This window comes from Paracoccus sp. Arc7-R13, assembly GCF_004010775.1.
Taxonomy (GTDB): Bacteria; Pseudomonadota; Alphaproteobacteria; order Rhodobacterales; family Rhodobacteraceae; genus Paracoccus; species Paracoccus marcusii.
In genome coordinates this window covers 1755674-1769183 of sequence record NZ_CP034810.1, presented here as the reverse complement: position 1 = coordinate 1769183, position 13510 = coordinate 1755674, and the positions used below count along the sequence as shown (strand labels likewise).

Sequence of the window (13510 nt, the reverse complement as noted above, 5' to 3'; positions counted from 1 at the left end):
TAGGCGGGGGCGTGCCGTCACGCAGCCGTGTCGGGGGCGTTCTTGCCATCGCGGACGCGGCGGTCCAAGCTGTCGCCCACATCAGACCAAGGGATGCCCCATGACACGCCTGACCGCCGCCTTTTTCCTGGGAACCAGCCTGGCCCTGTCCGCGCCCGCGACGGCCTTCGACATCTCGGCCATGACCGACGATGAAAAGGCCGCCTTCGGCGAGGCGGTGCGCGACTATCTGATGGAGAACCCGCAGGTGCTGATCGAATCGATCAACGTGCTGGAGAACCGCCAGGCCCAGGATGCGGCGCAGACCGACCTGCAGCTGGTCGAAGCCAACAGCGACGCGCTGTTCGACGATGGGCACAGCTGGGTGGGCGGTAATCCGGACGGCGACCTGACCATGGTCGAGTTCATCGACTATCGCTGCGGCGTCTGCCGCCAGTTCAACGCCGAGGTCCATGACGCGGTCGAGGAAGATGGCAACATTCGTTTGATCCTGAAGGAATTTCCGATTCTTGGAGAGGAAAGCGTACTGTCCAGCCGCTTTGCCATCTCGGTCCACCAGATCGCCGGGGACGAGGCCTATAAAAAGGCCCATGACGCGCTGATGGCCCTGCGCGCGCCCGCGACGGATGAATCGCTGCGCGGCATAGCCGAAGAGATCGGCGTCGATGCCGACGCGATCATGGCGCATATGGACACGGATGCGGTGAACATGGTGCTGCAGAAGAACCACGAGCTGGGCCAGACGATGGCGATCCAGGGGACGCCGACCTTCGTGATCGGCGACCAGATGCTGCGCGGCGTTCCGCGGGCGGGCGTGGCCCAGACCATCGCCCAGATCCGCGAAAGCATGTGATCAGTCGGCGCTGCTGCGCGAATAGACATCCTCGTAGCGGATGATGTCGTCCTCGCCCAGATAGCTGCCGGTCTGCACCTCGATCAGGACCATCGGCACCTTGCCGGGGTTCTCCATCCGGTGGACAGCGCCCAGGGGCACATAGATCGACTGGTTCTCGGTCACCAGGGTCACGCTGTCGTCGACGGTGACCCGCGCGGTGCCCGACACCACGATCCAGTGTTCCGACCGGTGGACATGGCTTTGCAGCGACAGGGCCGCACCGGGTTTCACCACGATGCGCTTGACCTGAAAGCGGTCGGCCAGGGCCAGCGTCTCGAACCAGCCCCAGGGGCGATGGTCGCGGGGGAACGCCTCGGCCTGCTTGGCGCGCTTGGCCTTCAAAGCGGACACGGCCAGCCGCACGTCCTGCGCCCGGCCCCGGTCGGCGACCAGCACCGCGTCCGAGGTCGCCACCACCATCACGTCGCGCAGCCCGATGCCCACGACCTTGAGATCGTCGCTGTCCGACCGCAGCAGCACGTCCTGACAGTCGATCGCGGTGGAATTGCCGTCGGTGACCACGCCGTGATCCGACGGCGCATGGTCCAGCGCCTCGCGCCAGACCGCGTCCCAGCCGCCCAGGTCCGACCAGCGGCCCGAAAACCGCACCACGGTCAGGTTGTCGGCCTTTTCCATCACGGCATAGTCGATCGACTGATCCTCGACCCCGGCCCAGGGCGCCTTGGCCAGCCGCAAGAAACCCAGGTCCAGATGCGCCTGGTCCAGCGCCTGCTGGACCGGCTCCAGATAGGCAGGGGCGTGGGCGCGGAACGCCTCGATCATGGTGCGGGCGCTGAACAGGAAGATGCCCGCGTTCCACAGATAGTTGCCCGCCGCCAGCATCTGGCCCGCCCGATCGGCGTCAGGCTTCTCGACAAACCGCGCCAGGGGCTGCGGCCCCTCTCCGGCACCGGCCAGTTCCAGATAGCCGTAACCCGTCTCCGGGCGGTCGGGGGTGATGCCAAAGGTCACGATGCGCCCCTGCGCCGCGGCCTGGGCGCCCTGGGCCACGGTCGCGGCAAAGGCCTGGGCGTCGGGGATCACGTGGTCGGACGGCGCGACCAGCACCAGCCCGTCGGGATCATCCGCCGCCACCATCAGCGCCGCCGCCAGGATCGCCGGCGCCGTGTTGCGGCCCGCGGGTTCGATCACGATGCGGCCCGGCGCGATGCCCGCCTGCTCCAGCTGTTCGGCCACGATGAAGCGGAAGTCGGAATTGGTCATCACCACCGGCGCCGCGAATCCCGCGCTCGACAGCCGCCGGGCCGAGGCCTGGAACAGCGTCTCGTCCCCGGTCAGGGCGGCGAACTGCTTGGGAAAGCTCTTGCGCGACACGGGCCACAGCCGCGTGCCCGAACCGCCCGCCATCAGCACCGGTGTAATCATCGTCATCGCAAACCCCTTGGGCGAACCCCGCCCTGTCATCATTCCTGCCGGTTGCAGCCGGTCGTTCCCGCAGTCAAGGGCCAAGCGCCGTCAGCGTCAAGTCACGCCCTGAAATCGCCGTGAAAAAGACCCCCGTGCACGGGGCCGCGCACGGGGGTCAGTCGTCGCGCGTCTGTGCGCGCTTGCTGCTGCGACGGGTCGGGCCTGTCGATAGGGAAACGGCACAGGGGGCCGACTTATTCCCCACCCATGCTCAGCTGCAGCCGCTGGTGCCGCCGCAGGTGTTGCATTTCATGCAGGTGCCGTTGCGCACCAGCGTGTAGTTGCCGCATTCGCCGCAGGGATCGCCTTCGTATCCCTGCATCCGGGCCTTGGCGCGCAGGTCCAGCCCCGTGGCCATGCCCGTCGTGACCGCCGTCACCGATACGCCGGCCTGCAGCGCCATCAGGTCCTGCGGCATCCGCTTGCGCAGATAGCCCGCGCTGCTGATCTGCTTCAGCATCGTCAGCGACTTCAGCTCGGACGGCTGGCTGGGGCGCCCCTCGTCCTCGCCGCCGCCCATCTCATCGAAACGCGCGCCCTCGGGGGCGACATGGGCCAGGTCGGTGCGGTCCAGATAGCTGACGGCCAGCTCGCGGAACACATAGTCCAGGATCGAGGTCGCGTTCTTGATGCTGTCATTCCCTTGCACCATCCCCGCCGGCTCGAACCGGGTGAAGGTGAAGGCGTCCACGAACTCCTCCAGCGGCACGCCGTATTGCAGGCCCACAGACACGGCGATGGCAAAGTTGTTCATCATCGCCCGGAAGCCTGCGCCTTCCTTGTGCATGTCGATGAAGATCTCGCCCAGCTTGCCGTCGTCATATTCGCCGGTGCGCAGATAGACCTTGTGACCGCCGACGATGGCCTTCTGGGTGTACCCCTTGCGGCGCTGCGGCAGCTTCTCGCGGTTCGACCGGACGATCTCCTTGACGATGACGCGCTCGACGATCTTCTCGGCCAGAACGCGGGCCTTTTCGTGGGTGGACCCGTGGGCCAGGATCTCCTCGGCCTCGTCGTCGTCGTCGATCAGGGCGCTGGCCAGCGGCTGGCTCAGCTTGGAGCCGTCGCGATAGAGGGCGTTGGCCTTGATCCCCAGGCTGTGCGACAGCTCGTACGCCGCCAGCGTGTCCGCGATGGTCGCGCTGGAGGGCATGTTGATCGTCTTGCTGATCGCCCCGGAAATGAAGCTCTGCGCCGCGGCCATCATGTGGATGTGGCTTTCCACCGACAGATAGCGCGTGCCGGTCTTGCCGCAGGGATTGGCGCAGTCGAACACCGGCAGATGCTCGGCCCGCAGATGCGGCGCGCCTTCCAGCGTCATCGTCCCGCAGACATGGTCGTTGGCCGCGTCGATCTGCGCCCGGCTGAAGCCCAGATGGCGCAGCAGGTCGAAGCTGGGGTCCGACAGCTTGTCCGCGGGGATGCCCAGGGTGCCGCGGCAGAAATCCTCTCCCAGCGTCCACTGGTTGAAGACGAAGCGGATGTCGAAGGCCGACGGCAGGGCCGCCTCGACCTTGGCGATCTCGGTCGCGCCGAAGCCGTGACCGGCCAGCGATGCATGGTTGATGGCGGGGCAGTTGCCCAAGGTGGCGTGGCCCACCGCGTGGCCCACGATCTCCTCGATCTGCGCGGGCGCATAGCCCAGCTTCTCCAGCGCCGCCGGGACCGACTGGTTGATGATCTTGAAATAGCCGCCGCCCGCCAGCTTCTTGAACTTGACCAGGGCAAAATCCGGCTCGATCCCGGTCGTGTCGCAATCCATCACCAGGCCGATCGTGCCGGTGGGCGCGATGACGGTGGTCTGGGCGTTGCGGAAGCCGTGCGCCTGGCCCAGGGCCAGCGCCTCGTCCCAGGCCGCGCGGGCCAGGTCGACCAGGCCAGCATCCGGGCAGTTCGCGGCGTCCAGCGCCACGGGGGCGACGTTCACGCCCTCGCACGCCGTGCCATGCGCCGCGGCGCGGTGGTTGCGGATCACGCGCAGCATGTGGTCGGCGTTGCGGGCATGGCCCGGGAACGCGCCCAGTTCGGCGGCCATCCGCGCGCTGGTCGCATAGGCCGTGCCGGTCATGATCGCCGACAGCGCCCCGCAGATCGCGCGGCCCTGGTCGCTGTCATAGCCCAGGCCCATGTTCATCAGCAGACCGCCGATATTGGCATAGCCCAGCCCCAACGTGCGGAAGTCATAGCTGCGCTGCGCGATCTCGCGCGAGGGGAACTGCGCCATCAGTACGCTGATCTCCAGCGTGACGGTCCACAACCGGCTGGCATGGACATAGGCGTCGGCGTCGAACCGGCCGTCGGTCCAGAAGGTCAGCAGGTTCATGGACGCCAGGTTGCAGGCGGTGTCGTCCAGGAACATGTATTCGCTGCACGGGTTCGATCCGCGGATCGGCCCGTCCTCGGGGCAGGTGTGCCAGGCGTTGACCGTGTCGTGAAACTGGATGCCCGGATCGGCGCAGGCCCAGGCCGCGTGGCCGATCTGATCCCACAGGTCGTGCGCAGACACGGTCTTGGCGACCGTCCCGTCGGTGCGGCGGATCAGCTCCCACGGCGCATCCTCGCGCACCGCGCGCAGGAAGGCATCCGTCACCCGGACCGAGTTGTTTGAGTTCTGGCCCGACACCGACACATAGGCCTCGGAATCCCAGTCCGTGTCATAGGTCGGGAACTCGATGCTGTCGAAGCCCTGGCGCGCGTATTGCAGCACGCGGTTCACATAGGTCTCGGGGATCATCGCGCGCTTGGCGCTGCGGATCGCGGCCTTCAGGGCGTCGTTGCGGGCCGGATCGACCTCTCCGCCGCCGATGCGGATCGCCGCGAAGATGCCGTTCAGCTCACGCTCGTGCAGCTTGGAGCCGGCGACCAGGGACGCAACCTTCTGCTCCTCGATCACCTTCCAGTTCACGAAGGCCTCGATGTCGGGATGGTCCATGTCGCAGATGACCATCTTTGCCGCGCGGCGCGTCGTGCCGCCCGACTTGATCGCACCCGCGGCCCGGTCGCCGATCTTCAGGAACCCCATCAGGCCCGACGACTTGCCGCCGCCGGACAGCCGCTCACCCTCGCCGCGCAATGACGAGAAGTTGGTGCCGGTGCCGCTGCCGTACTTGAACAGGCGCGCCTCGCGGACCCACAGGTCCATGACGCCGCCCTCGTTCACCAGATCGTCGCTGACCGACTGGATGAAGCAGGCATGCGGCTGCGGATGCTCATAGGCGCTGGTCGATGCGGTCAGCGTGGCCGTCTTGTGATCGACATAGAAATGTCCCTGCCCCGGCCCGTCGATGCCATAGGCCCAATGTAGGCCGGTATTGAACCATTGCGGGCTGTTGGGCGCACCCATCTGGCGGGCCAGCATGTGGCGCATCTCGTCCAGATAGGCACGGGCATCGGCCTCGGTCGTGAAATAGCCGCCCTTCCAGCCCCAATAGGTCCAGGCCCCCGCCAGGCGGTCAAAGACCTGCGCGGCGCTGGTCTCTCCGCCGAACCGGGCATCCTCGGGCAGATCGGCCATTGCGGCATGGTCGGGAACGTGGCGCCACAGGAATTCGGGCACGCCCTTTTCGCGGACGGGCTTCAGCCGCGCGGGAACGCCGGCGCGGCGAAAGTATTTCTGGGCGATGACGTCGCTTGCGACCTGGCTCCAGCCCTCGGGGACCTCGACCGCGTCGTTGCGAAAGACCACCGTCCCGTCCGGATTGCGGATCTCGCTGAGAGTGGTGGTGAACGCGATGCCGCCATAGGCCCCGCCGGTTTCCGTGGTAAAGCGCCGCTCGATCTTCATCCTGCTTGTCCTTCCGGTCCCCTGCGCGCAGCCGCGATCCGCCCGTGCAGGGCGCGTCCGCCCCAGGGGACGGCCGTCAGATCAGGACTGCTGCGACGTTCCTGTGGTCGCCCCCGATTAGAACCACCACATCTTGTGCCACACTGGCGATTGCCCACAAACTGCCGCCGCTTCGATGCTGTTTCAACCGAATTTTTTAGCAATCGGCCCCGCGAAAGCCGTTGACAGACAGCCCCATGGCTGCGTGCGGGATTCGCGCACAGAGACGTGCAGGACCAGGCGGTGCACGTGGCATACGGCGTCAAAAACCACGTCCGAACAGTCCCTTGCCGACCGCATTCCACGACTTGTCCACAGGCTTATCCGCAATTCATCCCCCGGTTGCGCACAGCCGATGCAGATCTGCCACGCCCGGCGGAAATCAGCGCATGGGCGTCAGGACACCATCATCGGTCACGATCAGGTCCAGCGGCTGGTCCGTCGGCTCGGCCGGGATCAGGTCAAGCTGCTGGCAGGCATAGGCCAGCCCGATCGCCGTCACCAAGCCAGATTTTCGCAATGATTCCAACGTCCTGTCATAGAACCCGCCGCCATAGCCAAGGCGATTTCCCTGCCGGTCGAACCCCGCCAGCGGAACGATCAGCACGCGGGGCGTCAGCACCTCGGCCGAATCGGCCGGGTGCGCCGTGCCGAAGGGTCCGGGCACCAGCGGCTCGTCGCGCCAGCGGCGAAAGACCAGCGGGCGCGCCTTGCCGGTCACCACCGGCAGCACCAGCGGCCCGTCATGCGCGGCCATCGCGGCACGGGGATCGGCCTCGTCGCGCATGGGCCAGTATCCGGCCAGAACCGTGCCCGCGTGTGATGCCAGCGTCGCGATCAGGTTGCGCGACAGGGCCTGCCCGTCGCCGCCCGCCCCGCGGGCTGCCAGCGCCTGCGCGCGCAGCAGGGCCTTGTCCGCGGTCACAGCAGCACCGCCGTGGCCAGCCCCAGGAAGGCCAGGAAACCGATCACGTCGGTCATCATGGTCACGAAGGTTCCCGACGCCAGCGCCGGGTCCGCGCCCAGCTTGTTCAGGCCAAGCGGGATCAGGATGCCCGCCAGCGCGGCGACCAGCAGATTGATGATCATCGCCGACCCGATCACCGCCGCCAGACCCGGATCGCGGAACCAGACCCAGGTGATCGCGGCCATGATGACCCCGAAGAACACCCCGTTGGTCAGCCCCACGATGACCTCGCGCCGGACGACGCGCAGGGCGTTGGCCCGGCTGAGGTCGCGCGTCGCAAGGCCGCGCACCGCGACGGTCAGCGTCTGCGTCCCCGCGTTGCCCCCCATGGACGCCACGATCGGCATCAGCACGGCCAAAGCCACCAGCTGGGCGATGGCGTCCTCGAAGAAGGCGATGACGCTGGCGGCGGCCAGGGCGGTGACGATGTTGGTGGCCAGCCACGGCACGCGCTGGCGCACCGTCTGCATCACGCTGTCCGAGATGCTGGATTCGTCGCCCACCCCGGCCAGGCGCAGGATGTCCTCCTCGTGCTCCTCGTCCAGGACCTGCATCGCGTCGTCTATGGTGATGACGCCCACCAAGCGGTCATCGCGGTCCACGACGGGGGCAGAGATCAGGTGATACTGGTTGAAGACATAGGCGACCTCGGCCTCCTCGGCAAAGGCGCTGATGGTGCGAAAGCTGTCCTCGGCCAGCTCGCGCAGCGTGGCGTCGCTGCGCGATGCCAGCAGGCGACCCAGCGTGACATAGCCCACCGGATGACGGCGCGGATCGACCAGGACGATGTGATAGAACTGTTCGGGCAGCCATTCCTCGGCGCGCAGGAACTGGATGGCGCGGGCCACGGTCCAATGCTCGGGCGCTGTGACGACCTCGGACTGCATCAGGCGGCCGGCGGAATATTCGGGATAGGCCAGCGACTGCTGGACCGCCGCGCGGTCGCCCGCATCCAGCGCGGCCAGGATCAGCGCCCGCTCGGCGTCGTCCAGGTCCTCGACCAGGTCGACGACGTCGTCGCTGTCCATCTCGCGGACGGCATCGTCCAGGACCGCGCGGGGCAGCTGCTCCAGCACCTCCTCGCGGATGGATTCGTCGATCTCGGACAGGACATCGCCGTCGATGCCGTCGGCATAAAGCGTCAGGAAGGCACGACGGTCGCCTGGGGTCAGCCGCTCGATCAGGTCGGCGATGTCGGCCGGGTGCATCGGCTCCAGGGCCGCGTCCAGTGCGGCGCGGTCGCCGGCCTCGACGGCCGCGTCGACGCGGTTCAGCAGATCGTCGGTTTCGGTCGCGCGGTTTTCGTCGGCCATGCTGCCCCCTGCGTTCTTGTCGTGTCAGCCGTTCAGCAGATCCAGCGCCGCGCGGTGCAGCGCCTCGGACGCGGCGGCGATCACCTGACCGCCTTGGGCGGCGGACCCGCCCTGCCAGTCGGTCACGATGCCGCCCGCGGCCTGCACCACCGCCAGCGGACCCGCGATGTCATAGGACTGCAGCCCCGCCTCGATCACCAGATCGACCTGGCCCAGGGCCAGCAGGCCATAGGCATAGCAGTCCAGCCCGTATCGCGTCAGCCGCGCCCGGTCGGCCACGCGGCGAAAGGCCGTGGCCTCGGCCGCCGTGCCGATTTCGGGAAAGGTCGTCAGCAGCGTCGCGCGCTCCAGCGGCGTGCCGCCGCGCACGCGCAGCGCCCGTTCGCCGGCGGCCGAGGTCAGCCGGGCATGGCCAAGCCCGCCCTCGAACCGCTCGCCGACATAGGGCTGGTCGATCAGGCCATAGATCACGTCCCGCCCGTCGGACAGGCCGATCAGCACGCCCCAGCTGGCCGCCCCGCACAGGAATGCGCGCGTGCCGTCGATCGGATCCAGGATCCAGGTCAGCCCGCTGGTGCCGGGGGTCGCGCCATATTCCTCGCCCAGGATGGCGTCATCGGGCCGCTCGCGCGCCAGCACGTCGCGCATCGCGCGTTCGGCATCGCGGTCGGCCTGGGTCACGGGGTCGAAATCGGCCGGCCGCTTGTTGTCGGCCGCCAGATCCGCGTGGCGGAACCACGGCAGGATCGCCCGACGGGCAGCGTCTGCCATCAAATGCGCGGTGCGGGTGATCTGGTCTGCGTCCTGCATGCGGCCCCCTGCGTGTCGTCACGCCGGGTGTAGCCTGTCATGCGCCGGGGGACCAGCGGTCAAAGGGGGCCGTCGTCCGGCGGTCAAGCGGCGCGGGACGGCGGCAGGGTCATCCGCCTTCTGGCGGTCAGGCCTTTCAGGCCGCGTCGGACAGGACGCGGGCCAGCTCGAAGATCTGGCGACGCTGCGCCTCGGGCATGGCGTAATAGGCGCGCACCAGCTGCAGCGCTTCCTTGTCGGCGAAGATGTCGCCTTCGACCACGCCGGGAACTTCGCCCTCGGACAGGCCTTCGAAGAAGAAGCTGACCGGAACGTCGACCGCCCGCGCGATGTCCCACAGACGCGAGGCCGAGACGCGGTTCATGCCGGTCTCGTACTTCTGGATCTGCTGGAACTTGATGCCGACTTTGTCGGCAAGTTGCTGTTGAGTCATGCCAATCATCCAGCGACGATGGCGGATACGCTTACCAACGTGAACATCTACACTATGCTTCATTGCCCCAACCTTTTGCAATCTCAGGATGCTCTAGCCCGGAAAGGCACAATTTTCGAGTGTCAACTTGGTTAATCGGGGCTTTCCTGACCATAAAGACAGGTCCAGGGGTGTCCTTGCGGCCATATCGGCATCGCGTTGACTTGGCCAGCGGGGATGCGAACGTGCAGACAACATCCGAGGGCCACAATACATGTCACAACTGATTCGCGCAGCCTTCATCTCGGCCCTGGGTCAGGACCCGGTGATCCGGGATGTTCCGCCCCCCGTGGCCGGTCCCGATCAGGTGCTTTTGCGCATAGGCGCGGCGGCATTGAATTTTGCCGACCTGCTCAAGGCCAAGGGACAGTACCAGGAACCGGCCGATCCGCCCTTCGTGCCGGGGCTGGAGGGGGCCGGCACCGTCCTCTCGGCGCCCGCCGGATCGGGCCTGGTTGCCGGCACACGCGTGGTCGTTTCGGCACCGGGCACGATGTCGCAGGTGATGGCGGTCGATCCGGGGGCCGTCCAGGCCATTCCGGACGCCATGACGCTGGAACAGGCGGCGGGCTTTCAGGTGGCTTATGGGACAAGTCACCTGGCCCTGGCCGGGCGCGGCGCGCTGCAGGCGGGACAGACGCTGGTCGTTCTGGGGGCCGCGGGCGGGGTCGGGCTGACCGCCGTGCAGATCGGCGCAGCGATGGGCGCGCGGGTGATCGGCATCGCGCGCGGCGCCGACAAGGTCGATGTGGTCCGCCAGGCGGGGGCATCCCACGTCATCGACAGCGCCACCTGCCCCGATCTGCGCGCAGCGCTGCGCGATCTTGGCGGCGCAGACGTGGTCTATGACCCCGTGGGCGCCGAACCTGGCGAGGCGGCGTTCCGCGCCCTGCGTCCCGGCGGGCGGTTCCTAGTCATCGGCTTTGCCGGCGGCCGCCCCCCGGTGCTGCCGCTGAACCACGCGCTGGTCAAGAACATCGCCATCCACGGCTTCTACTGGGGCGGCTATCGCGCGCTGGACCCGCAGGCGCTGCGGGACAGCATCGACGCGCTGTTCGATCTGTTCCGCGCGGGCCGGCTGGACCCTGTCGCTGGCGCCACCTTGCCCCTGGACGATCTGGCCCAGGGCTACGCCATGCTGAGAGAGCGGCGCAGCGTCGGCAAAGTGGTCATCACGCTGTGATCACGACGCATTTGAGCCAAGCGCGGCATTGAAAAATCCTGCCTTTCCACCGATATTGGACCCAAGCCGGCACTGCGTCGGCATGCCTTCCAAGGGAGACATCGATGGCAGATTACAACACGTACCGTACCGCGCAGGGCGTAGGCCACCGCACGGCGGCGGTCGACCAGGGCCTGCGGGCCTACATGAACAAGGTTTATGGGCTGATGGCGGTCGGCATGGGTGTAACCGCCGCGACCGCCTATGGCACCGCGACCGCCGCCATGACCAACCCGGCCGTGGCCAACACGCTGTACAACTCGCCGCTACGGTGGGTGATCATGTTCGCGCCGCTGCTGATGGTGTTCGCCTTTGGCGCGGCCCTGAACCGGCTGTCCGTCTCGGCGGCGACCGGCGTCTTCTACGCCTTCGCGGCGTTGATGGGCGTCTCGATCAGCTCGATCTTCCTGGTCTATACCGGGGTGTCGATCGTCCAGACCTTCCTGGTCACGGCCATCGCCTTCGCGGGCCTGTCCCTGTGGGGCTATACAACCAAGAAGGACCTGTCGGGCTGGGGCACGTTCCTGCTGATGGGCCTGATCGGCCTGATCGTTGCGTCGATCGTGAACATCTTCATCGCCTCCTCGGCCATGCAGTTCGCGATCTCGGTCATCGGCGTGCTGATCTTTGCGGGCCTGACCGCCTACGACACGCAGAACATCAAGAACACCTACCTGCAGATGCAGGGTTCGGGTGCGGATTTCCTGGGCAAGTCCGCCATCATGGGCGCGCTGAAGCTGTACCTGGACTTCCTGAACCTGTTCATGTTCCTGCTGTCCTTCATGGGCAACCGCGAATAATCCAACGCACCTGCGACATGAAAAAAGGCCCCCTTTCGGGGGCCTTTTGCTTTTGAATGGCGGGGGCTCAGGCGGCCTGCCGGACCGGCGGCAGGGACGATGCCGCCTCGGCCGCGATCTCGAAGCTGCGCAGCCGGGCCGTATGATCGTGGATCTGGCCGGTCAGGATCACCTCGTCGGGGCAATAGGTCTCGACCAGACGCGACAGCTGGTCGCGGACGCGCTCGCGGTCACCCACTGCACTGATGCGCAGCGCACCGTCGACGGCCTGGCGCATCTGCGCGCCGATCTCGGCGTCGATGTCGCGGACCGGGCGCGGCAGCTTGCCGGGCTGGCCGGTCCGCAGGCGCGCGAAGGCCAGCTGCATCGTCGTGCGCAGATAGGCGGCCTCTCCGGCGTCGTCGGCGGCAAAGACGTTCGCCGCCAGCACCGCATAGGGCTTCTGCCCCCAGGGCGAGGGGCGGAACCGTTCGCGATAGATGCTCAGCGCCTGTTCCAGCTGTTCGGGGGCGAAGTGGCTGGCAAAGGCATAGGGCAGGCCCAGATGCGCCGCCAGCTGCGCGCCGAACAGGCTGCTGCCCAGGATCCAGACGGGGATGTTCGTCCCCTCTCCGGGCAGCGCGCGGACGGCCGCGCCCGCGCGTTCAGGGCCCAGATAGTCCAGCAGCTCGACCACGTCCTGCGGAAAGCTGTCGGCCATCGGATCCCGGCGCAGGGCGCGGATCACCGCGCCGTCACCCCCGGGCGCGCGGCCCAGGCCCAGGTCGATGCGGTCGGGAAAGGCCGTGGCCAGGGTCCCAAAGGCCTCGGCCACGGTCAGCGGCGCGTGGTTGGGCAGCATGATGCCGCCCGCCCCCACGCGGATCGTCTTGGTCGCCTGTGCGACCAGTCCGATCAGGACCGCGGTCGCGGCGCTGGCGATGCCGGGCATGTTGTGATGCTCGGCCAACCAGAATCGGTGATAGCCCCAGCCCTCGGCATGTTGGGCAAGGTCGATCGTGTTGCGGATGGCGTCCTGCGCCGTGGACCCTTCGGGAACCGGCGACAGGTCGAGAACGGAATAGGGAAGATGCTGTGTCATTCCCCTGATCTAGGCCGCCTGCCCCGCTTTGCAATAACGGGACAGGACATATCAGGCAGTCGTTCAGACCATCTTGCGCAGATAGGTCCAGGTCGGCACCCGGCCGCCCCGCGCGACGGACCAGCTTTCGGCATCGCCCAGATAGACGAAGCCGCAATTGGTCAGCACCCGGGCCGATCCCGGATTGTCCTGAAACGCCTCGGCGAACAGGGTCCGTGCCCCGTGCGGGTTCGCCGCGACAAGGGCCGCCACGGCCTCGGTCGCGAAGCCGGTGTTCCAGAAGCCCGCGCCGATCCAGAAGCCCAGTTCCGACTGCGACCCCTCCATGCGGGTCAGCGACACGACGCCCAGCAGCTCGGCCAGCTTGTGGTCCGACCCGTCGATGGCCCAGACATCCTCGGACCGATCCGCGGCCAGGGAGCGGGCGACGAAACTTTCGGCGGCGCCGCGGGGCAAGGGATGGGGGATGGCGCGCGTGCCTTCGGCCACGCGTCGGTCGGCGGTGTAATGTTCGATCAGGCCGGCATCAGAGGCGCGCAGCGGTCGCAGCGTGAACCGCTCTGTCGCGATCACGGGCTGGGCCGGGCCATCGGCCAAGACGGGCGCAAGGTCGTCCAGACGACTCCCCTCGCGCATGGGTGCAGACATCACCATGTTTCCTCCCCAAGAAACCGATCAATAAATGTGACGATAAAACGG

11 protein-coding genes are annotated in these 13510 nt (G+C 67.4%); 3 read left to right on the top strand and 8 right to left on the bottom strand.

From position 1 onward, the window contains the following. Positions 1 to 100 precede the first annotated feature (100 nt). Complete coding sequence (locus tag EOJ32_RS08770) at positions 101 to 853, top strand: DsbA family protein (protein WP_127898297.1); 753 nt, start codon at positions 101 to 103, stop codon at positions 851 to 853. On the opposite strand, the gene EOJ32_RS08765 is transcribed toward EOJ32_RS08770, so the two are convergent. The 6 genes from EOJ32_RS08765 to EOJ32_RS08740 form a co-directional block, all read right to left on the bottom strand. Then, positions 854 to 2287 carry a mannose-1-phosphate guanylyltransferase/mannose-6-phosphate isomerase gene (locus EOJ32_RS08765; RefSeq protein ID WP_127898296.1) on the bottom strand — a complete coding sequence of 478 codons (1434 nt, stop codon included), beginning with the start codon at positions 2285 to 2287 and terminating at the stop codon, positions 854 to 856. A gap of 247 nt (positions 2288 to 2534) precedes the next feature. Further along, positions 2535 to 6107, bottom strand: coding sequence for a vitamin B12-dependent ribonucleotide reductase (locus EOJ32_RS08760; protein ID WP_127898295.1), 3573 nt, complete (start codon positions 6105 to 6107; stop codon positions 2535 to 2537). Between the two features lie 421 nt (positions 6108 to 6528). Continuing rightward, on the bottom strand, positions 6529 to 7071 hold the full coding sequence (locus EOJ32_RS08755) for a 5-formyltetrahydrofolate cyclo-ligase (protein WP_205963142.1): 543 nt from the start codon (positions 7069 to 7071) through the stop codon (positions 6529 to 6531). Beyond that, a complete protein-coding gene (gene mgtE / locus EOJ32_RS08750) occupies positions 7068 to 8426 on the bottom strand; it encodes a magnesium transporter (RefSeq protein WP_127898294.1) in 1359 nt (452 codons plus the stop codon). Before mgtE ends, EOJ32_RS08755 begins: the two co-directional genes overlap by 4 nt. Before the next feature lie 24 nt (positions 8427 to 8450). Then, a complete protein-coding gene (locus EOJ32_RS08745; protein ID WP_127898293.1) occupies positions 8451 to 9236 on the bottom strand; it encodes an inositol monophosphatase family protein in 786 nt (261 codons plus the stop codon). A gap of 136 nt (positions 9237 to 9372) precedes the next feature. Then, positions 9373 to 9732, bottom strand: coding sequence for a helix-turn-helix domain-containing protein (locus EOJ32_RS08740; protein ID WP_042244532.1), 360 nt, complete (start codon positions 9730 to 9732; stop codon positions 9373 to 9375). A gap of 190 nt (positions 9733 to 9922) precedes the next feature. Here EOJ32_RS08740 and EOJ32_RS08735 point away from each other — a divergent pair, with 190 nt between their 5' ends. Together EOJ32_RS08735 and EOJ32_RS08730 are read left to right on the top strand one after the other, a co-directional pair. Continuing rightward, complete coding sequence (locus EOJ32_RS08735; RefSeq protein ID WP_127898292.1) at positions 9923 to 10891, top strand: NADPH:quinone oxidoreductase family protein; 969 nt, start codon at positions 9923 to 9925, stop codon at positions 10889 to 10891. A 104-nt stretch (positions 10892 to 10995) separates the two neighbouring features. Further along, positions 10996 to 11730 (top strand): Bax inhibitor-1/YccA family protein, encoded by a 735-nt coding sequence (locus EOJ32_RS08730; RefSeq protein ID WP_045999403.1) that lies wholly within the window; start codon positions 10996 to 10998, stop codon positions 11728 to 11730. Positions 11731 to 11797: 67 nt separating this feature from the next. Here the strand turns inward: EOJ32_RS08730 and EOJ32_RS08725 are convergent, their stop codons facing one another. Both EOJ32_RS08725 and EOJ32_RS08720 read right to left on the bottom strand, forming a co-directional pair. Then, positions 11798 to 12811, bottom strand: a complete 1014-nt coding sequence (locus EOJ32_RS08725; RefSeq protein ID WP_127898291.1) for an LLM class flavin-dependent oxidoreductase — start codon at positions 12809 to 12811, stop codon at positions 11798 to 11800. 63 nt (positions 12812 to 12874) lie between these two features. Beyond that, positions 12875 to 13459, bottom strand: a complete 585-nt coding sequence (locus EOJ32_RS08720) for a GNAT family N-acetyltransferase (RefSeq protein WP_240542387.1) — start codon at positions 13457 to 13459, stop codon at positions 12875 to 12877. Positions 13460 to 13510: the final 51 nt, after the last annotated feature.